The organism is Armatimonadota bacterium (genome assembly GCA_016223145.1).
Taxonomy (GTDB): domain Bacteria; phylum Armatimonadota; class Fimbriimonadia; order Fimbriimonadales; family Fimbriimonadaceae; genus Nitrosymbiomonas.
In genome coordinates, this window is the sequence record JACRPN010000005.1 from 319,538 (window position 1) to 346,218 (window position 26,681).

General features: G+C 62.3%; 23 protein-coding genes, 1 tRNA gene and 1 other RNA gene. 19 read left to right on the plus strand and 6 right to left on the minus strand.

From position 1 onward, the window contains the following. Positions 1-591: a hypothetical protein gene (locus HZC36_03745; GenBank protein ID MBI5706086.1), complete on the minus strand. Its 591-nt coding sequence runs from the start codon at positions 589-591 to the stop codon at positions 1-3. Positions 592-1,027: 436 nt separating this feature from the next. On the opposite strand from HZC36_03745, the gene HZC36_03750 reads away from it, so the two are divergent. After that, a complete protein-coding gene (locus tag HZC36_03750) occupies positions 1,028-1,966 on the plus strand; it encodes a carbohydrate kinase family protein (GenBank protein ID MBI5706087.1) in 939 nt (312 codons plus the stop codon). Positions 1,967-1,990: 24 nt separating this feature from the next. Here HZC36_03750 and HZC36_03755 read toward each other — a convergent pair whose 3' ends face one another. Then, entirely contained in the window at positions 1,991-2,434 is a 444-nt protein-coding gene (locus tag HZC36_03755; protein ID MBI5706088.1) for an SRPBCC family protein, read from the minus strand. 320 nt (positions 2,435-2,754) lie between these two features. On the opposite strand from HZC36_03755, the gene HZC36_03760 reads away from it, so the two are divergent. The 15 genes from HZC36_03760 to tadA all read left to right on the plus strand — a co-directional run bounded on the left by HZC36_03760 (position 2,755) and on the right by tadA (position 19,424). Continuing rightward, positions 2,755-3,732: an alcohol dehydrogenase catalytic domain-containing protein gene (locus HZC36_03760; protein MBI5706089.1), complete on the plus strand. Its 978-nt coding sequence runs from the start codon at positions 2,755-2,757 to the stop codon at positions 3,730-3,732. Between the two features lie 29 nt (positions 3,733-3,761). After that, the gene (locus HZC36_03765; GenBank protein ID MBI5706090.1) at positions 3,762-4,691 is read left to right on the plus strand and encodes an alcohol dehydrogenase catalytic domain-containing protein; all 930 of its coding nucleotides are present in this window, start codon (positions 3,762-3,764) and stop codon (positions 4,689-4,691) included. After that, on the plus strand, positions 4,688-5,098 hold the full coding sequence (locus tag HZC36_03770) for a cupin domain-containing protein (GenBank protein MBI5706091.1): 411 nt from the start codon (positions 4,688-4,690) through the stop codon (positions 5,096-5,098). The genes HZC36_03765 and HZC36_03770 overlap by 4 nt, the downstream gene beginning before the upstream one ends. Then, the gene (locus tag HZC36_03775) at positions 5,098-6,390 is read left to right on the plus strand and encodes a M48 family metallopeptidase (GenBank protein MBI5706092.1); all 1,293 of its coding nucleotides are present in this window, start codon (positions 5,098-5,100) and stop codon (positions 6,388-6,390) included. The genes HZC36_03770 and HZC36_03775 overlap by 1 nt, the downstream gene beginning before the upstream one ends. Next, positions 6,387-6,908 carry a SprT-like domain-containing protein gene (locus HZC36_03780; GenBank protein MBI5706093.1) on the plus strand — a complete coding sequence of 174 codons (522 nt, stop codon included), beginning with the start codon at positions 6,387-6,389 and terminating at the stop codon, positions 6,906-6,908. The genes HZC36_03775 and HZC36_03780 overlap by 4 nt, the downstream gene beginning before the upstream one ends. A 90-nt stretch (positions 6,909-6,998) precedes the next feature. Next, positions 6,999-8,549, plus strand: coding sequence for an NAD(P)H-hydrate dehydratase (locus HZC36_03785; GenBank protein ID MBI5706094.1), 1,551 nt, complete (start codon positions 6,999-7,001; stop codon positions 8,547-8,549). Next, a complete protein-coding gene (locus HZC36_03790) occupies positions 8,528-9,769 on the plus strand; it encodes an FHA domain-containing protein (GenBank protein ID MBI5706095.1) in 1,242 nt (413 codons plus the stop codon). Before HZC36_03785 ends, HZC36_03790 begins: the two co-directional genes overlap by 22 nt. A 3-nt stretch (positions 9,770-9,772) precedes the next feature. Continuing rightward, a complete protein-coding gene (locus HZC36_03795; protein ID MBI5706096.1) occupies positions 9,773-11,248 on the plus strand; it encodes an FHA domain-containing protein in 1,476 nt (491 codons plus the stop codon). A 50-nt stretch (positions 11,249-11,298) separates the two neighbouring features. Beyond that, complete coding sequence (locus tag HZC36_03800; protein MBI5706097.1) at positions 11,299-12,459, plus strand: methionine adenosyltransferase; 1,161 nt, start codon at positions 11,299-11,301, stop codon at positions 12,457-12,459. Positions 12,460-12,498: 39 nt separating this feature from the next. Continuing rightward, positions 12,499-13,485: a tetraacyldisaccharide 4'-kinase gene (gene lpxK / locus HZC36_03805; GenBank protein MBI5706098.1), complete on the plus strand. Its 987-nt coding sequence runs from the start codon at positions 12,499-12,501 to the stop codon at positions 13,483-13,485. Between the two features lie 34 nt (positions 13,486-13,519). Continuing rightward, complete coding sequence (locus tag HZC36_03810) at positions 13,520-14,371, plus strand: lysophospholipid acyltransferase family protein (protein MBI5706099.1); 852 nt, start codon at positions 13,520-13,522, stop codon at positions 14,369-14,371. Next, the gene (locus HZC36_03815; GenBank protein ID MBI5706100.1) at positions 14,368-15,324 is read left to right on the plus strand and encodes a glycosyltransferase family 9 protein; all 957 of its coding nucleotides are present in this window, start codon (positions 14,368-14,370) and stop codon (positions 15,322-15,324) included. Before HZC36_03810 ends, HZC36_03815 begins: the two co-directional genes overlap by 4 nt. Next, positions 15,321-16,067 (plus strand): PIG-L family deacetylase, encoded by a 747-nt coding sequence (locus HZC36_03820; protein MBI5706101.1) that lies wholly within the window; start codon positions 15,321-15,323, stop codon positions 16,065-16,067. The genes HZC36_03815 and HZC36_03820 overlap by 4 nt, the downstream gene beginning before the upstream one ends. Before the next feature lie 6 nt (positions 16,068-16,073). Further along, positions 16,074-17,378: an AAA family ATPase gene (locus tag HZC36_03825; protein MBI5706102.1), complete on the plus strand. Its 1,305-nt coding sequence runs from the start codon at positions 16,074-16,076 to the stop codon at positions 17,376-17,378. 312 nt (positions 17,379-17,690) lie between these two features. Beyond that, positions 17,691-19,424 (plus strand): Flp pilus assembly complex ATPase component TadA, encoded by a 1,734-nt coding sequence (gene tadA / locus HZC36_03830; GenBank protein ID MBI5706103.1) that lies wholly within the window; start codon positions 17,691-17,693, stop codon positions 19,422-19,424. A 3-nt stretch (positions 19,425-19,427) separates the two neighbouring features. On the opposite strand, the gene HZC36_03835 is transcribed toward tadA, so the two are convergent. From HZC36_03835 to rnpB, 4 genes are all read right to left on the minus strand, one after another. Beyond that, entirely contained in the window at positions 19,428-20,000 is a 573-nt protein-coding gene (locus HZC36_03835) for a hypothetical protein (GenBank protein MBI5706104.1), read from the minus strand. Then, complete coding sequence (locus tag HZC36_03840) at positions 19,997-20,344, minus strand: ArsR family transcriptional regulator (GenBank protein MBI5706105.1); 348 nt, start codon at positions 20,342-20,344, stop codon at positions 19,997-19,999. Before HZC36_03840 ends, HZC36_03835 begins: the two co-directional genes overlap by 4 nt. Positions 20,345-20,420: 76 nt before the next feature. After that, positions 20,421-21,806 (minus strand): hypothetical protein, encoded by a 1,386-nt coding sequence (locus tag HZC36_03845; GenBank protein ID MBI5706106.1) that lies wholly within the window; start codon positions 21,804-21,806, stop codon positions 20,421-20,423. Between the two features lie 372 nt (positions 21,807-22,178). Further along, an RNA gene (gene rnpB / locus HZC36_03850) (RNase P RNA component class A) lies at positions 22,179-22,891 on the minus strand. Positions 22,892-23,010: 119 nt separating this feature from the next. On the opposite strand from rnpB, the gene HZC36_03855 reads away from it, so the two are divergent. The 3 genes from HZC36_03855 to HZC36_03865 all read left to right on the plus strand — a co-directional run bounded on the left by HZC36_03855 (position 23,011) and on the right by HZC36_03865 (position 26,665). Further along, a complete protein-coding gene (locus HZC36_03855) occupies positions 23,011-24,465 on the plus strand; it encodes a beta-lactamase family protein (GenBank protein ID MBI5706107.1) in 1,455 nt (484 codons plus the stop codon). Positions 24,466-24,667: 202 nt separating this feature from the next. Then, a tRNA-Val gene (locus HZC36_03860) sits at positions 24,668-24,742 on the plus strand. Positions 24,743-25,096: 354 nt separating this feature from the next. Continuing rightward, positions 25,097-26,665 (plus strand): hypothetical protein, encoded by a 1,569-nt coding sequence (locus HZC36_03865; protein MBI5706108.1) that lies wholly within the window; start codon positions 25,097-25,099, stop codon positions 26,663-26,665. The last annotated feature ends 16 nt before the right edge of the window (positions 26,666-26,681 follow it).

The window sequence follows — 26,681 nt, forward strand, 5'->3', positions numbered from 1 at the left end:
CTATCGCGACGCCAATTTGACCATGATGTCGTAGCTCGACCAGTCCAAGATCACGGCCTTGATAAAGAGCTTGACCTTCTCGTCTTGCGACATGCTGTCCGGCTTGGCGTTAGGGTCGAATGCCTTGGGGTCCAGGGTGTTTGCCGCCACCTTCATCTGGCCCTCGTTGAGGATGGACTTCATCGCATTGAAAATGTCCGTCGTGTTCTCCTCGGCGGCAAGGGTCCGGCGAATGGTGAAGGCCGAGAACAGCCTGGCGCACTGGCTCAGAACCTCTTTGGAGGGCACGGCGCCGTTCTTTGTGCCTCGCTTTACCTCGCCGTCGATGAGCGGCTCGATTTTGACCAACTCCAGATGCTCGTTCAGCGTGATAGCGTCCTCTTTTTGCCTGGCTTTGTCGACCACCAACAGCAGCTTGTTGAGCTGCTCCTTGGTCATCGCCAATGGCAGCAAGTGGGTAAGGTGGTCCAGCGATCGCGCCTTCATCAGCACTTCGCGGCTCTTGTTCATCTTGTCTTTGCTAAGCTGCTGCGTGGCGCAGAGGTTCAGCGAGAGCAGACCGACGACGAGAAAGGTGAGAGCGTTCTTCATGGCACTTGGCTCGATTGTGACGCGTTTTCGGTGTCCCTCTGACTGGACGAAGAACCCTTTCGCGACGTTACCCCGATTGAGGCGGAAGCGAGCATTTTCGAGACCCCGGTGGTCTGGCAATGGACAAAGGCCAGCCCGGCCACAGCGATCACCAGCCAGCCCAATGGGGTGATTTCGCCTCCGCTTAGGCCGTTGACGCCTTGTAGTCCTAAGAAGCCCAGGGCAAGCGCGCCGATGCTCGACACTAGCCAAAGGGGTCCTTCAAAGGCCCTGGGGGCAGGATGGGGCCTAGCTCGGGCCTGCCGCCTAACAAGGCTTACGCCGTAGGCGACCCACAACCCAAAGGCAGCCATGCTCCAAACCCAAAACACGGCTCAAGATACCCATCGGCTCGCCTCCGCGATTCAGCAGGGGCAGCGGCCGCGTCTCTAGGGGGATGGTCTTGGTGTACGGCACGGTCTGCTTGGACCGAGTGCGAAGCGTCCAGCAGTTTCCGATTCCGGGCGGCTACGCAGAAGTGGAGGACGAGCAGCTTTTTCTTGGCGGAGAGGCGGCCAACACGGCCAATGCGCTCAAAACCTGGGGGGTGCCTGTCGCCCTGGACGGCAACCCGATCGGCAAAGGCGAGCTTGGCGAACTGCTGTTGCTGAAGCTCAAAGACAAAGGGCTGGACCCCTCGCGGCTCTCCCGGCAGGGGAGGACACCCGTGTGCGAGGTGTATGTGTCTCAGGACGGAGACCGCACGATGTTTGGGCTCGGGTTCAGGGACATGGGCGAGCTTGCAAAGCCGGAAACGGCCCCTTATGAAGCGGGCGCCTGGTTTACGGCGGACCCCAACCTGGGGGACGCGGCAAGGACGGCGGCGAGCCTGGCCCGTGCAGCCAGAATGAACCTATATCTAATGGACTTTATACGTTCCAACGACCCGATTCCGGTAGGGGCATTTTGGCAAAGCAGCACCGACTGGGTGGGGCGTCGTGGGGACGCGGGCGCGAACCTCGTTTGGCTCCGCGCCTGGGTGGAGCGGCACGGCTGTTTCGGGATTCTCAGCGACGGCCCATATGGCCTCTTGGCGGGCGATTCGGAGCACGGAATCGTGCATTGCCCCGCCTTTCCTTGCGAAACGCTGGTGGATTCGACTGGCGCAGGCGACATGCTCCGCGCGGGAATGCTCTACGGATTGGTTCAAGAATGGCCCGTGGGCGAGTGCTTGGCCTTTGGGGCGGCGGCGGGAGCGATCAAGTGCGGGCACCTTGGGGCCACCAGCCATGTGCCGAGTATCGAACAGGTCAACGCGTTGATCCGCGCGCATCCCGCCATTGCGGCCGCCTATGCAAAATGCGGCGGCTTCCGAAAGGGTGGGCACGCCATCTGAACCCAACGGCTTTCCGACACCCGCTCAGGCCTTCTCCGCTCGATCTTTGATCGCGCCCAGCACGTTGTCCATGTTCTTGACCACGATCCCGTGGATGACCCGCTTGATCAGCGCGCCCAAGGTCGGAACGTTGTACTCGTAGTTGACCACGCTGTCAAAGCGGGTCCCCCCATTCTCTTCTTTGAACGCCCATGCTCCGTCCAGACGGTCGTAATCGCCCTTGATCTGCCTAAAATCGCACTTATGTGCCCCGTCGTCCCACACGTCCTCTTGAGTCCAGCGGACCTTCAGCATGAACTGGGGAATGATGCCCACCCAATCGCTAACGATGAGTCCACCCTCACGCTCGACGATCACGATTGATTTGACGTCCTTCATGAACTCAGGAAAGGACTCATTGTCCTTGGCGATCGCGTACACCCGTTCAAGAGGCGCGTTGACCCACACGGAGGTCTCCACAGTCGGCATAAGACGAATGTACCGCCTGGATGGACCCCCGCTAGGCACAATGAAACAAAGTGCGAGGGAAGTTTTGCCCACTGTCCCAGGGTCCCATCTTGCGGCCCCAAGACACGGTCTGACGCTCTCCCACGCAGGTCTGCAGACACCGTGGACGGCCTAGAGTATTCTGGGGTCCAGAGCTTGGCTGCCTGACGCCCGGCTCGCCCCTGTTTATGGATCCCGCTTCCTCGAACCAAGCTGCAAAAGGTGGGCAAGCCGAAGGCAAAGCGCCAGCTTCGCCCGCGACGGAACCGTCTACACCAGCGCCGTCCCACATGAGGGCGCTTGTGCTCGTGGAACCAGGACGCCTCGAACTCCAAAGCGTTCCCGTCCCGGCAACGGACTTCTCCGAGATCCTGATCAGAGTCGAAGCTGCGACCACTTGCGGGACGGACCTCAAGGCCTTCCGTCGGGGCCATCCGCAGATCCCGATGCCCGGGGTCCTGGGGCACGAGTATTCTGGCGTGGTTGCAGAAGCGGGCGTTGGGGCCCAGTTCCTCATCGGCGAGGCCGTCATGGGCGTGCACTCGGCGCCGTGCAGGCAATGCCGCTGGTGCGAAAGGGGCCAGGAAAACCTCTGCGAGTCGATCATGGAAACCAAGGTACTGGGGAGCTACGCCGAGTTTCTTCTCGTTCCTGCCCGGATCGCCAATCTCCACGTATTCCGCAAGCCTGACACGCTATCGTTTGCGCTTGCGAGCCTGCTGGAACCGCTTTCTTGCGTCATGCAGGGCATACGGTCCTTTGCCCACAAAGAACACTCCGACGTGCTCGTGATCGGGCCTGGCGCCGTCGGTCTGATGTTCGTAGCCGCACTTAGGAAGCTCGGCATGGCCAGCGTGAGCCTCTTGGGCAGGAACGAAGCGCGGCTGGAGGTCGGCGCAGGCTATGGGAGCGAGACCCTCAAGTGGGACGATGTCGGAGGCCGAACCTGGGACCTGGTGATCGAGTGCACCGGCACCGTCGAGGTCTGGGAGCGTTCGATTGGGCTCGTTCGCCGCGGGGGCACGGCGGTGCTCTTCGGCGGTTGCCCGTCCGGAACAAAGGCCTCGTTCGATACGAAAACGCTGCATTACGGCCAGGTGGACGTCCTTAGCCCGTTCCATTTCGGAACCGATGCGGTGCAGGACGCTCGCCGGCTCCTGCTCGATACCGCATTCGACCTCTCTCCCCTGCTCAGTGGGACCCGCACCTTGGAAGAAGGGCCCCAGGTGTTCCAGGACCTTGCAGACGGCAAGGGGATCAAGTACGTGTTCACGCCATGAAGCTCGCGCGCTATGTAGGAGGAGGCCGCGTGGCAATCTGCAACGAGCCCGAACCGGAACCGGCGCAAGGGGGGCTGGTGGTGGAGACCGAAGCCAGCGGACTTTGCTCCGGTGAACTCATGGACTGGTACATGGAGGGCAAGATTCCCCATGTGCTCGGCCACGAGGTCGCAGGGAAGGTTCTGTGGAGCGACGATGAACGGTTCCCGGTCGGGTGCAGGATCGCGCCCCACCACCACGCGCCTTGCCTCAAATGCGCATTTTGTCGCCGGGGCCGCTATGTGCACTGCGACACCTGGAAGCGAACGCGACTTATTCCCGGCGGTATGGCGGAGCGATTCCTCGTCCGAGGGGAGAATCTGGAGGACGCCCACCGGGTCGACGACTTGGATCCACGGGACGCCGCCCTCATGGAGCCCGTCGGGTGCGTGGCCAAGTCCATCCGGAGAGCCGGGCTCGAAGCGGAGGACGAGGTTGCAGTGATCGGCCTGGGCAGTTTTGGGGTCGCTCACCTGCTTTGCCTCGACAACCCCGCAAAGGGCTATGACTTGAGCGCCAGGCGCATCGAATACGCGGCCTCGCTCGGACTCAGCGTGGGACACGTTGAGGACTCCAAACCGGCGGACGTCGTCTTCATTTGCCCGGGCAACGAAGCGGCGCTGCGACGGGCTGAGGAGATCGTTCGCCCCGGCGGCAAGATCGTGCTCTTCGCGCCTTTCCCGCCCGAAAACGAACCGCGGCTGGCTCTGAATCGCTTATACTTTTCGGATGTCAGCCTGATCCCTTCCTACTCGTGCGGTCCAGACGACACGGCGCAGGCCATCAACTGGATTCGACGGGGACGAATACGGGCTTCCCACCTGGTGAGCGACTTCGTGACGATTGAAGCGCTGCCAGAGGCGTATTTAGCCATGAAGGCCGGAGAGATTCTGAAGGCTATGGTTCTATTTGAAAGATGATCACGCGATTCAAAGACTGGAGTTGGGAAGGCGTGCCCGTTCGCGCCTACAAGGCCAATCCGGCCGGCGCCGACGGCGTGACCCGGCAGACCCTCTCGGAGGGCGTGAATGGCGACTTCGAACTGCGCTATTTCGAGGTCGAGCCCGAGGGTTACACTTCACATGAGATTCACCAGCACGAACACCTGGTCGTGGTGGTCCGGGGCTGCGGCACGGTGCTTCTTGGGACCGAATGGCACGAGGTTGGCACTTTCGACGTGGTCCACGTTCCTTCCCACACGCCCCACCAGTTTCGCTGCAAAGGAACCGAACCATTCGGCATTTTGTGCGTTGTGGATAGGGTGCGGGACCGTCCGACCCATATTGGCGATGGCGCAGAGCCTTTAGGAGCGTCCGATACTCGTTGATGCGGAAAAGTCTCGTCGTCCTTGGGCTGGGAGCCTCGCTCTCGGCGGTAGCGCTTGGCCAATCTGCCTTTGGGGCGGAAAGGCTCTTTGCTGCGTTTCACCTCCAATCCCCCTCCGCACAGGCCGCCGACAAGCCCAAAAGCGAGATCGCCGACGAAGCCAGGAAGACCTATAGTGCCTGGATCGCCGAATGGAGCAAAAGGACGGGGGTCAACCTTCCCCGACGGCAGGTCAACGACCTCGAAGAGGACTATGTGACCGGAGCGACGTACATTCCCACGGTCGAGAAGGAGAACAAGCTCAGCAAGAACCAGGCGATGATGGAGCGGCTGGAGCGCATCTCAAGACCGATTGCCGATATCGCCGCCGACCTCCAGGTGAAGTGCTCCTGGGGTGATGGCAGGCTCAACCCGCTGCCCTACAAATTCCGCCTGATCGAGGGCAAGGACGTGAATGCGTTCTCTCTTCCTGGGGGGTTCATCTTCGTCTATGAGGGCTTGATGAGCTTTGTGGAGAGCGACGACGAGCTCGCCGCGGTCTTGGCGCACGAGATTTCCCACGCCTCGCTCCGGCACTTGGCGACCATGATCAGAGAGCAGAGCAAATTCGACACCTACGCGCTGCCGGCGATGCTGATCGCGATTTTGAAGGGGGGCGATGCGGGCATCGGCATCATGAGCCTGAGCCAGCTTGCCGGCATGGCAATGCAGAGCGGCTGGAGCGTCAAGGCTGAAGTTGCCGCCGACTGGGCCGGCTTCCAGTACATGCAGGCCTCGAATTACAATCCGGTCGCCGCGCTGACGTTTATGGAGCGGCTGGCGCAAAAGCAGAGAGCCCTCGACCACATCGATTGGGGCATCTATCGCACCCACCCGCCCTCGCGAGAGCGCGCCGACTACATCGGCCAGTATCTTCGCGGGGCCAAGCTCACGATCCGACGGAGTGAGGTTGCCACGTCGTTCAGGGTTGTGCTCAAGCCCGATCCCACCGGGGTCGTCGAAGGGATGTTCGGAACGCGGAGGCTCTTCCGCTTCAAGGGCTCGGACGCCGACAAGCGAGCCACCGACGCCGCGACCAAGCTGAACGACTTTTTTGACTCTGTCCCAGAGCTTTTTGAGGTTCAGGCCACGGCAGACGGATCAATCCTCGGACGCAAGAGCTTTTTATTTCGGTACAGCGTGGAGGATGCCAGCGGCAATTCGGCGAAAGTGGAAGAACTTGCGATGGAATCCGCGCAGGCGATCAAGCGATCGCTCTACACGTTGGCATTCCGTATCTGGGACGTGAAGTGACCGAACCCGAGGATTCGCTTGAGAATCTCGCTAGCGAGATTCTGAAAGAGCTGCTTGCCAAGTGGCCCCTTGGCTTTTCGCCTCAGCTTGTGTGGCGTAACCTCCGCGTGACCGCCGGAAGCGCGGATATGCGCTCGCGGTGTATTTCCCTCAGCCGCCTTCTTCTGACCGACGCCGACAGGCTCTCCACGACTTTGGTCCACGAGTACGCGCACATGCTCGCCATTGTACGCTCCGGCCCCTCCGCCGCAGGGCACGGCGATGCGTGGAAGAAGGCCATGCGCGACCTGGGAATGGATCCCAAGCGCACCCACAACTACCCGGTCTGCCGCAATCGGGCGCACCAAGAAGTTTCGTATCGTTGCGTGCGCTGCGGGCACCTGATCGTGCGAAAGCGACGCCTTCCTTCGAAGCGCAGATACGTTCATGCGGGTTGCGGCGGCGCCCTCCGATTCGAGGGGACGCGCCTGCGAGAACCCAGGGAAGAAGTGGATCGAACCCAGCTTGTTGCCAACTGAGGTTCAGGCTCCTCCGTAGAATCCTCTACTCAGCCTTCCAGGCTTATCCGCCCTTGGCTTGTCCCTGCTGCCAAGGCGCGATGAGGGCGCATGTGGATTGCCGACAGAGACCATAGCAAGCGGCTCGATGAGCGCGCGATCGAGCAGTACGACATACCGGTGCGCGTGCTGATGGAGCGCGCTGGCCTCGCCGTGTTTGAAGCGATCCGTGAGATCATGCCGAAGGGTGGAAGGATCGGCGTGATCTGCGGTAAGGGCAACAACGGCGGAGACGGCTTTGTGGTCGCGCGTCACGCCAAGGAACACGGCTACCAAGTGGAGTGCCTTGTGGCCGCCAGCCCCGGCGACTTGACCCCCGAGGCCGAAGACCAAATGCGCGTGGCCAGAGCGCAGAGCATCGAACCGATCTTCTATGGAGACCCCCGCTGGACGGCGCACGCTGATTCGCTGGGCGCAAAGGACCTTCTTGTGGATGCCGTGCTCGGTACGGGCATGAAGGGAATCGCGATGGGGCCCGCCCTCGAGGCCATTCAGGCGATCAACCGGAGCGGCGTGCCGACCGTCGCCGTGGATATCCCGAGCGGCATCGATTGCGACACCGGGGAGGAGCTTGGCGAGAGCGTTTGGGCGATGCGGACGGTCACCTTCGGCCAGCCCAAGCCGTTCCTGTTTCAGGGGATGGGCCTGGAGCATTCGGGCTACTGGACCGTTGCAGACATCGGTTTCCCAGGCGCCCTGCTCCACGAAGCTACCGATGCCAGGCTGATTGACGACCACTGGGTCTGCGCCTTTCTCCCGGAGCGTTTGAGGGGAAGCCACAAGGGGCAAAACGGGACCGTGCTGATCGTTGCCGGCAGCCGGGACATGCCGGGCGCGGCGACCTTGGCAGCGCGGGCGGCGCTTCGTTCGGGCGCAGGGTTGGTGACCGTCGCCGGAGTCGAGATGGTGTGCCGGGCCGTCGCGGCTCAAGTCCCGGAGGCCACCCTGATGCTGCTGCCCGAAGCCCCTTGCGGAGCGGTGTCCCCCCAAGGCGCGGAGCTTCTGATCAAGAGTCAGAGCCGGTTTACTGGCGCCCTCTTTGGTCCCGGACTCACGCATAACGAGCCTGTCTTGGAGCTGCTGCGCGCCATCTGGCCCGAGTGGCACGTACCCTCGGTCATCGACGCCGACGCCCTGAACTCGGTGAGCCAAGGCGTATCGCTGCCGGAGGATGACTGTGTTCTGACGCCTCACCCCGGCGAAATGAGCCGGATGCTTGAGCGCAGCATCGCTGAGATTCAGGCGGACCGCTTCCGCACCGTGGAAGCCGCCGTGGCGAGGTTTGGCAAGACGGTGTTGCTCAAGGGCCCCTACAGCATCGTCGGCGAGCCGGGCCAAGCAATGATCGTCAATCGAACAGGTAATCCGGGCATGGCCTCTGGCGGCATGGGCGACGTGCTGAGCGGCGTCATCGCCACCCTGCTCTCCCAGGACGTCCCGCCCTACCAGGCAGCAAGCTCGGGCATGTTTTGGCACGGACTGGCCGGCGACCTTTGCGCGCAGGACGTCGGCGCGATCGGCTTCACCGCGATCGAAGTCGCCAATGCGCTGCCCAAGGCCCGTGCTACCATTACCTCACGTTGCGAACACGAACGGCCCTAGCCCTTTGCCTCTGCCTCGCCGGCGCCCTCGCGCAAGCTCAGAAACCGCCGAGCGGACCCGTCAACGTCGTCTTCGAGAAGCCCGGTGGCCACCAGGTTTGGGTCAGTCAGTGGTACGTTCGGCCCGATGCGGATGCGATCACCAAGACCGACGACCCCTCGGCCAAGGTGGATACAAACGTCAGCGGCAAAAGCATCAGCATCCATGTGCTCGACGAGTCCACGGGCAACCTTGCGGCCATCCACGTTGCGGACCTAAAAGGCTCGGAGTGGAAGCTGACGGCAAGGGACTACCAATTCATCGCGAAGGTCGTGGTACGCGTGGAGAGCAAAGGCAAACCGGTGGCTGCGGCAAGCGTCGAACTGGAGGACGGCAAAGGCGTCAAGTTCCCAAACCGGATCCTCGACCCCGCATCCAAGGGGGAGGCCGAGTTCTTCCAGCTCTATCCTGGCACCCTCAAGGTCAAGGTTGCCTATCGGACGAAGGCGGGCCGGCAGGAACCCTATGCTGTGTCTTTCCCGGTGGCCCATGAACGTGACAAGCCCGTGCCGGTGCTCGTCGTCGCCTTGCCCGAGGAAACCACGACCGTTTCGGATCAGACGGGCACAACGGGAAGCGCGGAGAAAGCCCCCGAGAGCGCCGCGCCTGCGGCCGCCAACCCCGATCGTGGCCTGAACCTCGCGGTGATGCTCATCACCCTCGCCGTCCTGGGCACGGCGGGCTATTTTGCGGTGAAGTGGTTCCGCAACGACCCGCAGCGCCTCAAAGCCACCTTGAAAAAGCTCGGCGCGGAAATACCCGAGCCAATGGCCGCGCCGGATGCCAACCAGGTTTCGGTGCAGCCGGCCGCGCCACAGCCGCCCCCACAGATATTGCTGGACGACGCTGCGCCAACGCCTCTGGGCAACGCGCCTCCCATCCCTGCGGCAAGCACAGGCGGCACACCGAGTCTCGTGGGTTCTGCAGGCCAGACGCTGAAGCTCGACGAGGGGCTCTTCATCCTTGGCCGGGAGGAGGGCCTGCCGTTCAGCTTTCCGGAGGAGCAGACCCTTTCTCGCAAACACGCCGAGGTGCTGTGTGAAGCCGGTAGAGTCATCGTGACGGACCTTGGCAGCACGAACGGAACGTTCGTGAACGGCGTCAAGATCAGCAGCGAGACGGAGTTGAAACCTGGCGATCAAGTTCAGTTCGGCGCAATGAAGTTCCGATTCGAGAGGTAACCGATGGGCCAAGTGGTGTTTCGAGCGATCCTGGGAGCGGTAGCCGGAATCCTCGCATGGCTGATCTTCGAGCCGCAGTTCGCCCGGCTCCCGGTGGACCCGACGACGGGAATCCCGCCGCGCGAGGTGTGGGGCCCGGTCGAAGTGAAGTTCATTCTCACGCTGGGGGCCATGATCGGCGCGACGGTCGGGGCGCTGAACGGCTGGATTCAAGGGAGCCGCACCCACCTCCTGCGGGGCCTCGGGCTCGGACTGTTGCTTGGCTTCTTCGGCGTCTGGCTGGGATATCGTGTCGGGAATGCCCTGCTTGCGTCCTTCTTTCCCGTCAACGTCTTCGATCAAGGGTCCAGTTTTGGGGTCAATGTGCTGGCCCGGGTCGTGGCTTTTGCGCCCATGGGATTGCTATTGGGTGGGGCCATCGGGGCGTCGGGCCTGACCGCCAGGCGATTAGTGGTCGGTGCTGTCGGCGGACTGATCGGCGCGGCCATCGGGGGTCTGATCTTCGATTCGGTTTCGGCGCTAATCGGCGGTGCGTTGCTCGACCTTCGAGCTGGTGCGACCACCACCGTGGCCGGCATCCCCCGCGAATCTGGCGAGGTCGGCCTGGGCGGCAGAGCCATGATGGCGCTGATCCTGGGAGGCGTCATCTCCCTCTTTATCGGCATTGTGGACCGGGTGACGCGCACCGCCTGGGTCAAGCTCATCCTCGGCAAAAACGAGGGGAAAGAGTGGGTGGTTGAGGCTCCGCAGACCTTCATCGGGCGGAGCGAAACCGCGCATATCCCCCTTCACGGAGATATGAACGTCGCGCCCATGCACGCCTGCATTTCGCGCCAGGGCAACGCATATATCCTGATGGACGGCGGCAGCCCGATCGGCACGCTTTTGAACGGCATGAGGGTTCAGCATGCGCCGCTCTTCGATGGCGCCCAGATCCAGATCGGCCCCCATCTGCTTCACTTCATGCTGAAGCAGGGGTCTGCGCCGCAGCGTGCCGCCGAGTCGCTGCGCGGTCAGATGGCTTCCATGGCGCCCCAGGGCCAGGCTGCCTTTGCGCCCATCCCAACCCCCTATCCGGGGGGCCCTGGACTGCCCGCATCGCCCATGCCGCAGCCTTCAATGCCAAGCACCTTCCCTCCCACCGGGGCGCCCTCCCAGCCCACCCAGGTCCTATCGGCCCAACCCCTTTCGGGCGGGTGCACCCTACTGGCGCTGGACGGCCCGATTGCCGGCCAACGATTCGACATCAGGAGCCCTATTGAGGTCGGCCGGGAGGCTCCCGGCATTCCCCTGGCGTTCGATGCGGCGGCCTCACGGCGTCACGCAAGCCTTTCGCCCGGCAACGGCGGAGTGAGCGTTCAGGACCTCGGCAGCACGAACGGCACCTTTGTGAATGGGCAGCGGATCATCACCGCTCAGGCACGAATCGGCGACGTGTTGAAGGTGGGAAGCACCAGTTTTCGAGTGGAGACAGCCTGAACGCTCGGCCCGAATCTGCCGAAAAAAGGTAGAGTCTGAACTCTCCTGCCATGAATTATCCGCGCATCTACACGTCCGAATCCGTCAGCGAAGGCCATCCCGACAAGGTTGCCGACCAGATCTCCGACGCTCTGCTCGACGGCTTCTTGCAGCAAGACTTGGATCTCAGCGTCCCCGACGACCGGCGCTGCCGTGTGGCCATCGAGACGATGCTCGCCCACGGCGTGGCCGTGGTTTCGGGCGAGGTCACGAGCATGGGCTATGTGAACGTTCAGGAGATCGTCCGCGAAACCATCAAGTCGATCGGCTACGCGAACACCGAGGTCGGCTTCGACGGTGAAAACTGCGGCGTTTTGGTGGCGATCCAGCCCCAATCGGCCGACATCGCGATGGGCGTTGACACGGGCGGCGCCGGCGACCAGGGCATGATGTTCGGCATGGCGACCAACGAGACGCCGGAGCTCATGCCGCTGACGATCTCGATCGCCCACGCGATCATGAAGCAGTCTGTGGCGATGCGAAGGAGCAACCCCGAACTCGGGTTCCGTCCCGACGCCAAGTCCCAGGTTTCGGTCATCTACGAAGGCAACAAGCCCAAGAGGATCGAGACGATCGTCGTGTCCCAGCAGCACGACGATATGCCTCAAGACGAAGTGCGACAGAGGATCGAGAAGTACTTGGTCCAACCCGTTTTGGAGCAGTACAAGGGCTACGTCGACGGGCCGATCAACTACCATTTCAACCCGACCGGCCGGTTCGTCAAGGGCGGCCCTGCCGGAGACACCGGCCTGACCGGGCGCAAGATCATCGTGGACACCTACGGCGGCATGTGCCCGCACGGCGGCGGCGCCTTCAGCGGAAAGGACCCGACGAAGGTGGACCGCAGCGCGGCCTATATGGCGCGCCACGTGGCGAAGTGCATCGTTGCGGCGGAGCTCGCCGACAAGGCCCAGGTGGCCCTTGCCTATGCCATCGGCAAGGCTGAGCCCGTGTCGGTGAACGTCGAGACCTTTGGCACCGAAAAGATCGACCCGCAGGAGATTTCCAGGCGCGTGCAAGAAGCGTTCGACATGACGCCACGCGGCATTCTGAAGCACCTCAGCCTTCGCGATTGCCGGGCCATTTGCTATCGCGATTCGGCGCGAAACGGCCACTTTGGGAACGGCGTCTTCCCCTGGGAGAAGACCGACGACGCCGCCAAGCTGAAGTAGCCGAGACCCGAATGATGGGGTTCCCTCCATAATCTCCCCATGCATCCCGGGGAGGTCTGGTACGGCAAGAACCTCAAGGCTCGTTTGACGCGCCTGTTGCTGCTCCCCTTCTCGTGGCTCTATGGCATGGGGTGGCTCGCCTATCAGGGCGTTTATCGCATTGGGCTGAAAAGGCCCAAGGAACCCCACAGCCCCGTTGTCTGCGTGGGCAACCTGAAGGTGGGCGGCTCGGGAAAGTCCCCGCTCGTGATCCACCTCGCCAAGTTGCTTCGCGAAATGGGCCATGACGTCGTGATCGGGGCAAGTGGCTACGGCTCGCCAAGGTCCGAGGGGGCGAGCGTTACCCCGGAAGGCGAACTCGACCCCAAGGAGTGGGGCGATGAGCCCGCCATGCTTCGCTGGGTGCTTCCAGGTGTCCCGTTCGTCGTCGGAAGGAATCGTGTTCGTGCGGCATGGCTGTGCCATCAGCATTATCCCAACGCAATCCTACTGATGGACGACGGGTTCCAGCACTTGCCTCTCAAAAAGCACCTCTCAATCGTCATCGACCGCCCCGGCCCCAACCGTCACTGCCTCCCGGCCGGCCCTTATCGCGAGCCGGCGTGGCTGGTCTCGCGCGCCGACCTGGTCCTGCCCGGGCGATTTTCCCTGATGGGCGAAATCACAGGCTTCGCCCATCCCTACAAGCCTGGAGCCACCCTGGAGCGCGGTTCCAAGGTCGCCCTGCTCTGCGCCCTGGGCGAGCCAACGCACTTCAGGGCAAGCGTCGAAGAATCTGGAATGACGGTCGTCCAAGCATTGTTCCTTCCGGACCACGATCCTCTGCTCGCGGGTAACCTCTTGGCTCCTTTCGAGGCCAAACTGCCGATCGTCACCACTGCGAAGGATTGGGTGAAGCTGAAGTCGAGGCCCGACATCGGCGAAAGGGACCTTTGGATCGCCACCTATGACCTCCATGTCGAACCCAGCGACCCCTTCCGATCCTGGCTTGAAGCCAGGCTCCGGGAGTGCCAAGCGCAAACGTAAGCGCGGTTTCTGGGGGAAGGTGGGGAGCTTCCTGATGGTGGGGCTGGAAGCTTGGGCTCGGCGCAAGACGGTGGAGCAGGCGGAGCGAACAGGCGCGCGGCTCGGCATGGTCTTCTTCTGGCTCTCGGCAAAGCATCGCACCTGCGCGATGAAGAACCTCGAACTGGTGTTCCCCGAGATGAGCTTCCCGGACCGCAAAGCCCTCGCAAAGCGGGTGTTTCAGCACTTCGGCAGGGTCGCGCTCGACTTCGTGCGGACCGAGGCTCGGACCCTGGAGGAAGTGATCGCCCGCACCACGGTCCATGCCCCGGACCATCTCGCGGCGGGCCTCTCGAAGGGAAAGGGCGTGCTCAACGTCGGAATGCACTTCGGGAATTGGGAGCGGATGGTCCACTTTCTGAGCGCCGTGGGCCACCCGATGTCGGCGGTCGTCCGCGAAGCCGACGAAGCGGGGCTCGAAGCCCAGATTCGCAAGCTCCGGGAACACGCGGGCATGGATGTGCTGGCTCGGGGCAACGCCGTTCGGGCGATGCTCACTGCTCTGCGCGCCGGCAAGCAGGTCAGCCTTCTGGCGGATCAGAACGCCTATGACGCGATGGTCCCCTTCTTCGGCAAGCCCGCGGGCACGGCGCTTGGCCCGGCGGTGCTCCACCTTCGCACCGGGGCGCCAATCGTGCTGTGCTTCTATCCGCGCATCGGGCCGGGCAGGTACGAGATGATCTGGGACGCGCCGATCGACTACTCCGAAGCTGAAGAAAAGCCCACACCAGAGGAGATCATGGAGCAGATCCACAGGCGGTTCGAAGAGATCATCCGGAAGTACCCGGAACAGTGGCTCTGGTTTCATGATCGCTGGCGCAGCGCGCGCAGGCAGGGGCTGCTTTGAGCGACCCGGGCGAGAATCCTCGCTTCCTGATCAGCCGCTTGTCGGCGTTCGGCGACGTGGTTTGCACGTTGCCGGCGGCAGGCGCGCTGAAGCGGGCGTTTCCGACCTGCGAGATTGTCTGGTTGGCGGACCCGCGCTTCAAGGCGCTTCCCGAGCGGTGCCGATTTGTGGATCAGGTAATCGCCTGCAAGCCAGGTCTCTCGCCTTCAACTTGGCCCAGAATCGAAGGGAGTTTTGACGCGGCCTTCGATCTACAGGGGCTTCTCAAGAGCGGGCTGCTTCTTTGGAAGGCGAAGGCGCCAAAAAGGCTCGGGTTCCATTGGCAGCGCGAGTTCTCCTGGCTCATTTCGGAGCGCGTCCTGCCCGACCCGACTTCCCTGCACGTGGTAGACCAGATCGTCGACGTGGCCCGCGCTGCGGGGGGCGAAGCGGACGGGGCCGAGTTTGGGCTTGAGCCAACCCCGCACGACCTTCAGAGGGCATCCGAGTTGCTCGCTCCGCTCGAAGGTAGGCCGTTCGCCGTCCTGAACCCCGGTGGGGCCTGGGCGAGCAAGCGTTGGCCCGCCGGTCGGTTCGGCGAGCTTGCCGACGGGCTCGACGAGGCGGGCTGCGCCAGCGTTCTGATCGGTGCGCCGTCCGAGGCTGAACTGGAAGGCGGGCGACTTGTGGCAAAGGCATGCCGAAGGGCCAAACCCCTCGACCTCGTCGGCAAAACCTCGTTTGGCGATCTCGTCGGTGTCCTGAATGGGTGCGTGCTCCATGTGGGGGGAGACACCGGAAGCTCGCACCTCGCCGCGGCCCTTGGGAGGGCCGCGATCGGGCTCTACTCGGCCACTCGCCCGGAGCGCACCTGCCCGTACGGCCAGATCGAACGGTGCCTCTACGACCCATCTGCGCTCTCAAACATCGACTCGCAAGCCGTCTTGGCAAAGTGCTTGGAGGCCCTGAATTGAGGCTGTTCGACCTCGATCCCAAGCTTCGATGGCTCTTCGCTATGACGCATCCGGACGATGAGCTCTCCATTTGCTGCTGGATCAAGAGGCTCACCGATGCCGGTGTCGAGGTCTGGCTGAGCTGGACCCATAGCACGCCAGAAAGGGAGGAGGAGGCCCTTGAGGGAGCCCGACGCCTGGGCATCCCGCGTGAGCGTCTCCGGTTTCACCGAGCCGCTGACGGCAAAGTGGCCTGGGAGATGACGCGGCTCCTAACGCATTTCAGAGCCATGATTCGAGAGATCCGCCCAGACCGATTGGTGTGCGGCGCTTTCGAGCAGGGCCACCCCGACCACGACGCGACCAATGTTCTCGTCAACCGCAGCTTCGATGGCCCCGTACTGGAGACCCCGTTCTATCACACCTATGGGCATGTGATCCAGACCATCAATCGCTTTTCGGATCCTGAGCGGGCGGAGATCCTGGAGCTGTCGGAAGCGGAGTTTCGCTTCAAGCAGGCACTCTCCCGCGCCTACCCCAGCCAGAGGATCGGAGACCTTTTGGTCTGGTTCGAGCTTTGGGACCGCCTCACGGGGCAGGGCGGCCAACTGGGCCATTTCGAGAGCCTCAGGCTTCAAACCCATCGCGACTTTCACACGCCCCAGGCGCCCGGCGAGATGCAGCCTCGGGTCTTGAGGTCGCGAAAGTGGCGCGAGTGGGTCGCTGCGCTCGAAGCGTTCGAAGAGTCCATTGGCGGTGAGTGAGGTTCTATGCGGCAGTCCTCCACCCATGAGATCGCACTGAGCCCCGACCAGGAGGCTGCCCTCCAGACCCTCCTTGCGCCGATGTGGCCGGCGCAATGCCTCTTCCTTACGGGGAGGGCGGGCACGGGCAAGTCGACGGTTCTGCGGCGCTTTGTCGAGGAGACCGACTGCAACGTGGTCGTGCTCGCGCCGACGGGCCTTGCCGCCATCAATGCGGGCGGCCAGACCATCCACAGCTTCTTTCGTATCAAACCTGGGCCGCTCGAACTCGACGACCCCGAAGTCCCACAGTTTCGGCCGGGGCACCCGATTCGAAAAGTGATCGAGGAAGCACACGTGCTCGTGCTCGACGAAATCTCGATGGTTCGGGCTGACCTGCTCGACGGAATCGACCAGGCGCTGAGAAAGAACTCCAAGCAAAGCCGAGAGCCTTTTGCGGGCAAGCGCATCCTGTTTGTGGGAGACCTTTGGCAGTTGCCGCCGGTCGTGTCCAATCCAGCAGAGCAAGAGATGCTGGATGCCAGATATGGAAGCGAGTTCTTCTTCGACTCCCTAGTGGCGCAAAGGGCGCCCATGCTCGCGATCGAATTGGAGACCATCCACCGCCAGGCGTCTGACCCCGCGTTCATGGACGCCCTAAACCTGCTTCGTTCGGGGGATTCCGAATCGCTCCCGCTTTTCAATGAGCGGGTCGTCTATGGCGGTGGGCCCCCCGACGTGCTTCGGCTCACGGCCACCCGCGCTCGGGCGGCGTGGATGAACTCTCTTCGACTCTCCGAAATCGTCGGCCCGGCGAAACTCTATTCGGCGGACATCGTCGGGACGCTCCGCGAAGAAGAACTCCCTGCCGAGCGATTGCTGAATCTCAAAGTTGGAGCTCGCGTCATGTTTACGCGCAATGGGACTGAGTGGGTCAACGGCTCGCTTGGCGAAGTCGCGGGATTGGGCGAGGGCTATGTCCAGGTCCGCCTCGATGAGGGTACGACCGTCGAAGCAGAGCCGGTCACATGGGAAAAGAGGAGCTACACCTGGAACGCGCTGGAGCGAAAGATCGGGAGCGAGCTGGTAGGGTCGGCCACTCAGATCCCATTGCGTCTGGCCTATGCGGTGACGATCCACAAAGCGCAGGGGCTGACGTTCGACAAGGTTCATGTCGACTTCGACCGGCGCGCCTTCGGCCACGGCCACGCCTATGTGGCGCTCTCGCGCTGCCGCAGTTTGGCTGGGCTCACGCTGGAGCGGCGGCTCACGGAGGCGGAACTCCAGACGAGCGAGCGCGTGAGGTCGTTCGCGAGGGGTCTGGGGCTGTAGGGGGCGGGGCGTTAGGCATTGGGCGTTAAGGCCTTAGGGCATTCGGTGATCGGTACTCAGGTGTTCAGGTCGCACGGATCCTCGGCCCAGGTCTTCGGATGCTCAAGTTCTCAGGCTCGGGGTGACCGGCATCGCGTATCGCGCTTCGCCCATCGCGTCTACCACGTCGCCCAACGCCCCAATGCCCCAATGCCTTCCCCCAAATTCCCAGCATCCCAATCCCGATGAAATACGGTGTTGGGTCCTGTGGGCCGCGCCGATCCTTTCCGTGGCAGGAGGAGTTGCCATCCCAATTGGCAACAGGACACGGATATGGTCAATGGCGCAAAGCAACGTTTAGGAGAACTGCTTGTCTCGCAGAAGCTGATCACGCAAGACGAGCTCAACACCGCACTCGAAATTCAGCTCGAAACCTCGGCGGCCCTTGGTGGCATTCTCATTTCGCTCGGCTTCATCTCGGAGGACATGCTCCTTCGCGTGCTCGCCGCACAGATGGGCGTCAGCCCCTGGAACCTCGCTAAGGAGCCGCCCCACGAGAGCGTGCTTCAGCTCCTGAAGAAGGAGGTCTGCGAGACGCACCAGATGCTCCCCGTGCGTGAGCAGGGCGAACTCCTGACGCTTGCCATGCGCAACCCGCTGGATGTCGAGGCGATCGACCTTGCGCGAAACCTCACCAAGAAGCGCATCGTGCCCGTCCTCGCCAACCCTGAGCGGCTCGCCAAGGCCATCGAGGAGAACATCATCGACGCCAAGCAGTCCCAGATGGATACTCTCGTGGACCAGGCGATCAAGGAACACGGCGACCACAAGCCCAAAAAGCGTGAAAAGCAGATTCTCACGGAAGCCGACACGCGCCCCGTCATCGCGGTTGTCAACCAGATCCTCACTCAGGCGATCCGTCTCGGCGCGAGCGACATCCACATCGAACCGCGCGGCAACCGCCTCGAGGTCCGCTTCCGTGTGGATGGCCACCTGCGAAAGGTTCGTGACTTCCCGCTCGACGTCATGCCGATGCTCACCGCGCGCCTCAAGATCATGTCCGAGCTCGACATCGTCGAGACCCGCCTGCCGCAAGACGGGCGCACGACCGTGGGTGTCGACGGCCGGAATGTGGACATGCGCGTCTCCGTGGTGCCCAACTACAACGGCCAGCGGGTCGTCCTCAGGCTCCTTGACCGTGCGTCGCAGCTCCACAAGATGGAAGCTCTTGGCTTCTCGCCTCTGCAGCTTTCGATGTTCCGCGGGCTGATCGAACGGCCCTACGGCATGATCCTGGTGACCGGACCCACAGGCTCCGGCAAGACGACCACGCTCTACGCGGCGCTCAACGAAATCAAGGACATTACGTCGAACATCATGACCGCCGAAGACCCTGTCGAATTCGACATCGACGGCATCAGCCAATCGCAGGTTAACGAGAAGATCGGCTTGACGTTCCCCACGGTACTGCGCTCGATTCTCCGCCAGGATCCGGACGTCATCTTCGTCGGAGAAATCCGCGACAAGGAGACCGCCGAGACCGCCATTCGCGCCTCGCTCACCGGCCATCTGGTGCTCAGCACGCTTCACTGTAACGATGCGCCCGGCGCCATTCCGAGGCTGCTCGACATGGGTGTGGAGCCCTACCTGCTCAGCACGTCGCTGATCGGCGTCACGGCGCAAAGGCTGCTCCGCAAGATCTGCCCGCACTGCAAGGAGGAGGCGCCTGACTCCTTCGTTCTGAACGCCATGGCCTCCGGATTTGGCCTCGAGGCCGACAAGCAGTGGCGCGGCAAAGGCTGCCCAAAGTGCCAGCACACCGGCTACAAGGGACGCATCGCCGTACAGGAGATTCTGCCGATCATGCCCGACGTTGCCGAAGCCATCGCCGAACACAAGGCGCTCGACACGGTCAAGTTCCTTGGGGCCAAGGCAGGCTATGAGCCGCTCCAGTTGGACGCGATGCGACGGGTGATCGAGGGCGTGACGACTCTGGATGAGGCGCGCCGCCAGGTGGCCTTCGCCCAGGCAGGCATCGAAACGCCGTTCCTGAAGTTGGCGGCGTAGGTGTTAGGGCCGCGTCGAGCGCTTCAGGCGCTCGACGCGGCCAAGAAACTCCTCGAAGCGCTGCAATGAGCCGACGGATTCGGCCCAGACCCGAATGCGTTCAAGGTCGACCGCTTCGGCCAGAGCGACAGCAGCGGCCGCAAGTCGGGCGGATGGGTCGCGCCGCTGATAGAAGAAGTCCCAGCTAAGCCGATCACGGACACAGTCAAACGGGGTGAGCACGTTGAGTGTGAGCCCGTCGCGCGCGATCGTCTTGAAGTCGGTGAGAAGCTCGTCGCCAATGAGGAGTTCGTCGTTCGGAAAATCCAAGGTTACGAGTTGGCCATCGCAAACAAAGATGCGGCCCGAGCTTACATATCCGAGCTCCTGGAGAACTTCCTCTCGTACGTCTTCCTTTCCCCAGAAGCTGGCGATGAAGTCAACGTCTGACGACATGTATGCTTCAGGAGCATAGATGCTCGCGGCGCTTCCACCACAGAGCACCGCAGTGATTCCTCTCCGATCGAGGGCGGTGCAGACCTTGAACGCAACGGCCTCAAGATCGTCTTTGGGCGTCACACGCAGCTCGGAACTCAAAGAGGTTTCCCTCTCTTTCGTGGCCTGCGGCGACGTCTCTCCACAGACGTTTCCAGATCCGGCTCCTTCCAGATCATTGCCGCAAGAAGCGCACGAAGCTCGCGCAATAGGGGATAGCGGACGTTCCAGCTATAGACACGTTCTCTTCCCACCGGCCCAGAGACGAGCAGGCCGTCCATTTCCAGTCGGTCGAGTGTTAGCTGCATGGATGACAAGGGCACTCTGAGCACCAACGCAAGCTCGGTCGCGTAGCTTGACTCAAGGAGCTGGAGCGCCAGCAAGGCGCCCGTTCTCCTGGTGGAACCAAAGAGCGCAGACTTGACCACAGGTCCAATATTCGACATGTTTCTGTCGATAATACCATAATTATGGTGATTCAGGCAGAATTCTGACGATTCACGTGTTGAATCAAGTGCAGTTCTACCGAGGGCGCGGCGGGATGGGCTCATCACCCCGGTCCGGCTTTACATTCGGGTCCCTTCTCCACCTCAGATCAATCCGTCCATGCGGCGGAAAGCCCTTGCTGAAAAGCTCATAGTGCCCGAACCGGTCAGGGAGGTATTGGAATGTGCCGTTGGCAAAGGTGTCGCGCCATTCCGCGGCAGGCGCGTCGAGCTTAGAAAGGTCCTTGGGCATCCGCCCTTCGTCCCACTTGAACGAGAGGATACGGGCATGAAGCCGCAGCAACCGCAGCTGCGTGCGGGTCTTTGCTTCCGCATTCGCGAGCTGGGGCAATATGGCGATGGCACCCCCCGCAAGCTGATCGGCCAGTTCGGCGCTCGATCTCGGAGGCTTAGGGCTGTAACCCGACGCCGACATCCCCTGCGCCTCCAACCCTGATATCCAAAGCTCCTCTGACCCTTTGAGAACGGAAACGCCGGTTCTCAGGCTCTCTGCGTATTTGGCTTTCGCCCGTTCTACGATGACGGGCCACTCGGCTTGGCTAACGGCCAAGATCGCCTTTCGCCAATCTTCATCGTAGATCTCTGACTGCGCTGCCTCACTAGGCCTTGCGGCCATCTGACGCAGCGAAGACTCGAACCGGTGGGCTTCGGCCTCGACGGCCTCGAAAATCCGGGCATCCCACTGCGGAAGTTGGGCGAGGGCTTTCGTAAGCGATCGGCAGTCCGGCGACGAAAGCTGATCGAGGTGCTTTTCAAACTCGGCAAGCACGATGCCGGACATGGCGAGCGACACCAGCCTCGCAACATAACCATCCTGCGGCACGTGGTGCGCCATCGAAAGGCAAACGATGAGGCTGTCGGTGCCCGCGTTCGATTTGCCCTGGGCGAAGTAAGCATTCGCCTCGCAGGCGAAGAACTTGGCGAGAAGCTTCATTCGAGCCAGAAAGGTGTTTCGAAGCTCGCTGTCAGGTGGGAGTGCCCGAACAGGCTTGCCGTTTCCGCGCCTGACCAACTCCTTCACTTGATCCAGACCGGCGAGGGCGACGCGGCTGGCCTCAAGCACCGAAGTCTTGCGAAGATCGCCAAACGGGAGCTTCGAGAGCCCATCAAGCTCCTCTTTCGAGGCAAACTCTGCGCCCGATGGAGACATCTTGTAGCCGAGCCAGTTCTGGAAATCCCCAAAGCGGCTTCTCGCCACCATGTCGGTGGCAAGGACGTATTCCTCCATCCCGTTCTGCCCGGTCGGATTCGGAAAGAGCTTGGGAAACAGCGGGGCATTCAGTTCGGCGAGCTGCGCCGAGCTTGCAGGACTTGGGTCCTTCTGCACCTGGCCAGGCGATTCAAGCAAGAAACAGGACCAGCCAACCAAGGCTGTCGTCAAGCATAGGGCGAAGAGCTTCAACGTTCATCCCTCCAGCAGCTTCAGTATGGGCGGATTCTTGCGGATGAGGGCAACGAATATGGCCGATTTGACTAGGGTTATGTGGGGCCGCGCAACACCTAACACCTAACACCTAACACCTACGGGGCCGTTGACCCTTCGCTCATCGTTCCTGGCCCCTCACCCGGTTCGCCATGGTCACCGACCTCTCCCCCTTTTGGGGCGAGGTGGGTTCCTTCGCCCCTCGCCCAATCCCAACGCTCCAATGCCCTTCGCCTCTCGCCTCTCGCTTCTCGCCCGTTGAGAATGGCCCTAATGCCCTAATGCCCTAATGCCCTAATGCCCCAATGCCTAATGCCCCAATGCCATTCGCCCTTCGCCTCTCGCCGAAAATCCTGGAGTTGGCCTATAAGCCGGATTCTGTCTTTGTGCGACGATTTGTCTCTGCGGCCGACCCGGGGGCTCCGCGGGCCGCCTCAACGCCCCCCTATTCGGCCTTGCTTCCAGCGGGGTTTGCCCCACCGCCGGTTACCCGGACGGCGCGTGAGCTCTTACCTCGCGATTTCACCCTTGCCGAAGATGGTGCTGGGTTTTGGGTCATTAGGTTGTCCGGTTCTCGGGTATTCAGGTTTTCAGGTGTTCGGAGCTTTGTTTTCCGATAACCTGACCACCTGAAAACCGGTCGCCAAACACCCAAGACCCAGCACCCCTTCGGCGGTTTGTTTCTGTGGCACTTTCCATCGGGTCGCCCCGTCCCGCCTTGGGCCGGCGTTCCGACCACCCGTAGCCGCCGGTTCCGTGCCGGCGCCAAGTTCCTCACAACCCGGGTGGAGCAAGGTCCGTAGCCGCCGGTTCCGTGCCGGCGCTAAGTTCCTCGCGACCAGGGTGGAGCAAGGTCCGTAGCCGCCGGTTCCGTGCCGGCGCATTGCCAAGGGTCGTCGGAAGGCCGGCCCTCGACGGGCGCCGTGCCCTGTGAAGTCCGGACTTTCCTCCCCGATCCTTCGCCTGGCCCGCCATTTTGCGCAGGCTGAAGACCAGCGGCTACGTCTATGCAGCTTATCTGGCAAGCTCAAGCCAAGGATCGGGGCCGTCGCCCGGCCAACTCCACCTCCATTATCCCCTTTCACGGCCCAAACGGTCCCATTTTTCCGCGCGGTATCCAACCTCCGGGATCAGCGCGAGGGCATGCTATCGTAAGGAAGGACAGACCGAGGTACCCCGACACATGGCCTTTTCGATCCTCTCCCTCCGCCCGATTTTGGTCTCTGCCCTCACGCTCTTTGCCCTTGGGAGCCAATCTGGCAGCCTGGTCCAACGATTCGTAGAAGCCCTTAACTCCGGCGACAAGGCAATACTCGAGGCATTCGTTCGGAGCGAATTTAATGAGTCCGTTCCGGTTCAGCAAAGAGTGGATCGGATCTTCCCGCTCACACAGCAAGGTGCGCCCTTCAAGCTGGTCAAGATGGTGGAAGAGAAGGCCAACGCGATTCGCGCACTGATCGAGGACAAGAACAAGGAACGCCTTGGCCTAACCCTGGAGCTCGCGGGAAGCCCGCCCAAAATCGCCCGCATCTTGTTGGCGGATCCCGAGTCACTAAACGCCGCCCCACCCAAGGACTACTCAGGCTGGACCGATCTCTCCTCGCTCGCTGCGGCAATCTGCAAGGACACCGGGGTTCCAGCCCTTGGACTGGCGGTGTGGCGAGCCGATCGCCCGATCGAAATCGCGGTCGCGGGGCTTCGTAAGGCAACCGGCAAAGAGGAAGTGAAGACCGACGACCTTTGGCACATCGGTTCGATCACCAAGTCCATGACAGCGACCCTGATCGGAAAACTGATCGACCTTGGCAAACTCCGGTGGGACATGACGATAGAAGAGGCGCTGCCGGGCGTCCCCATGAAGGAGCCTTATCGCAAGGTCACTCTTGAGCAGATCATGCACCATCGCGGCGGAATCCCCCAAGATATGGGCTTCACCGCAGTCCGCGTGAACGAGATCTGTGGCAACGAAACCAACCCTGTCAAGCTCCGCGAGCGATACACAAAGAACATTCTGGGCCGCGAGCCCATCGCCAAGCCGGATGAGAGCTTCGCCTATTCGAACGCCGGCTACTCCCTGCTGGGACACATCGCAGAACGCTCCATGGGCCAGCCCTATGAGCAATTGATGGACATCTACGTCTTCAAGCCTCTTGGCATGAATCGGTCCAAGGTCGGCAGTAGCGGCTTCCCGGGAGCCCGCACCACCGGGCACATGAAGGTGAACGGAAAGACGGTCCCGATGCCATCGGAGGGCAACCTGGGCACGATCGTCGCGCCTGCCGGCAACACCTGGTGCTCTATGCAAGACCTGGCGACTTACGCCAAAGCGCACATGGACGGCCTGAAGGGCAAGAACGGGCTCCTCAAGGCCGCGACCTTCCAGCGCCTCCACGAGGGTGTGCCGGAGCGGCCCGGCGATTCGATCTATGCCTGCGGCTGGAGCGTTGGCGCGATGCAGGGCACGGCGCTTCGCCACGGGCACAACGGCTCCAACGGCAGGTTCTTTGCTGAACTGGCGTTCTTTCCAAGCCAGGGATTGGTGGTGGCCTCGATGGTGAACTGCGGCGGCGAGGCGTTCCCCTCGCCACCTCTTCAGGCCGTACAGGCAGTGGCCCGGCGCTACGCGCCTGAGAAGTAGCCCACCGGCACAGAACAGGGGGGCCTATCAACAGCCTGCTGATTCAGGCCCCAACGGCGCTCAGGTCGCTTCCGCCCGCCTCTCACCGACTCTCCCACTCTCCCACTCACCGACTCACCGACTCACCCATTCTCCCGTTCCCCGACTCTCCCACTCACCGACTCCCGTCACCAACCCTCGGGTACAATTTTCGCTCCCCGTCGGGCGGTTAGCTCAGTGGTAGAGCACTACAATGACACTGTAGGGGTCACTGGTTCAAATCCAGTACCGCCCACCATTTTTTGAACCTGAATCGGGTTCGGGCTCCTAGCTGGTTCCTAAACGGATTCAAAACCCAAGAAGACGTCCTGATTAGGCGCTGACCCCGACGGTTTGGTTGCAGGCGTCAACGATGCTGGGTCGTCTCATCTGGAGCTCTGGTCCAACCCCCGAACGTAAGCCCCGCACGATGATAGGCCCGCGTTTCAGCCTAAGGGCGAATAGATCATGCCCCAGCCCCACGTCGCTGAGGTATGAAGAAGGCTGGACTGGGAACGCAGCCATGAAGTTGGTAGATTCTTCGCGTAACGCGTTTCAGAAGGCACTTGCCTCATGGGTGGCGGTGCTTGCGTGCACGGCATTAGCGGGCAAGCTGGGCTCATGGCGCGAGGAATACCTGGCCGGATATCTGATCATTCAGACCGGCGAGCGCGTGGACCGCTCCTACAATGCGGGCTTCTCGATGTACGTCGCGGTATGGCCCCTGCTGAATGCCTATCCCGGCCACCAATTTCAGACCGGCCTGCCGAGCACGTGGATGTTCGCCCAGCATGACGGCGAAGCTCCCAAAGACGCTTACTCCGACGTCGAGGGCGGTCTTGGCTGGTGGCGCGACACACGGTTCCCGACTGAAACGCCCAAGTTCATCATGGGCGGTGTGGGCCCACGATTCTCCGAGATCGCCAACGGGCCGGCCCACGGCGCAGGAAACTGGAAGGAGCCTCGAGGGCTCTACGGCGTCGCGCAGCTCAGCCCATGGCTGCTGTTCCCCATCGATGGCCTAAACCTCAAACAAGGGGAGTGTGGCGGGCTCTTCGGCTACGGGTACCTAAACCTCCCACTCTGCGAGGCAAAGGCCACGACCGACGGGAAGGATGTACCTACAGGCGGAAACTGCTGGACGCTGTTCTTGAGCGCCAAGAACTTCAAGGGGCCCGTCGCCTTTTTCACGCCCTACTTCTGGTCGCACTGCGCCGCCAAGGAACCACGCCTCGCGGGCAAGCTCCTAGACAGCCGGCCCATGGATCCCAACATGGCGATCCAGATGGAGACGCAATACATTCCTTGCCAGGTAGCGACGGACGCCAAGGGAAACTCCTACGCCCGCATCGCGCCCACGTCGTTCCCGAAAAACGCCGGGGAGGATTCCGCGCTCGTCCACCAGGCCATCGCATACAACAAGTCGGCGCTGTATGATTCCGTCGCTGCCTGGTTCGCGGGCGGCAAGCCTAGTAGAGGCGCGGTAGACCCGAAGGGCGCGTTCGCGCGGTCTTTCCCAGGCAAGGGCTACGCGACGTGGGAAATTCACGTCCCCGTTCCCGGCCAAAAGGAAGACCGAGTGCCGCTCGCGTGGAACGCTTTCGCCTCGCCAATCGCCGCGGATGCGGCCACCCACGGCTACCGATGGACCGGCGTCACAAGCACGCCGATCCGCGGCCACAGCTCCTTGGCGACGTTGCCGGAGTACTACAAGCTGGCGCCGGGCGACGAGAAGACCAAACCTCGATGGGATCCGGTGACGCCTTCCAGCGTGCCGGGGGAAACTGGCCTTCAGAATGTTGAGTGGAAGCGCCCAGAGGAGCCACCGCAAAGGCCATACGACACGCCCGACGATCCGGCTAGCTGTTGGAAGAAACCGGGGCCGGAGGCTGGACCCTACAAAGCCTATCTGGGCGATGGCACCGTGGTCACCTACTATTGGTATCGCTTCGCCGACCAGCCCGCGCTGCTGAATGCCGGCCTTACGGACGCCGAGCGCGAACGACTGCAAAAGCGCGTCGAGAAGCTGCACCGAGCCTGGCCCAAGAACCGCGACTATCTCGCTCCGCCCAAACTCGGCAGCCTGGCCGAACTCGATCCCGCGCAGATCGTGAAGCCCCCGAAAGGGCTGGAAGTGGGGTTCGTACCGATTGCGACCCGGCAGGAGCTTCGCAAGAAGTAGCCGCCTCGGCCAAGGG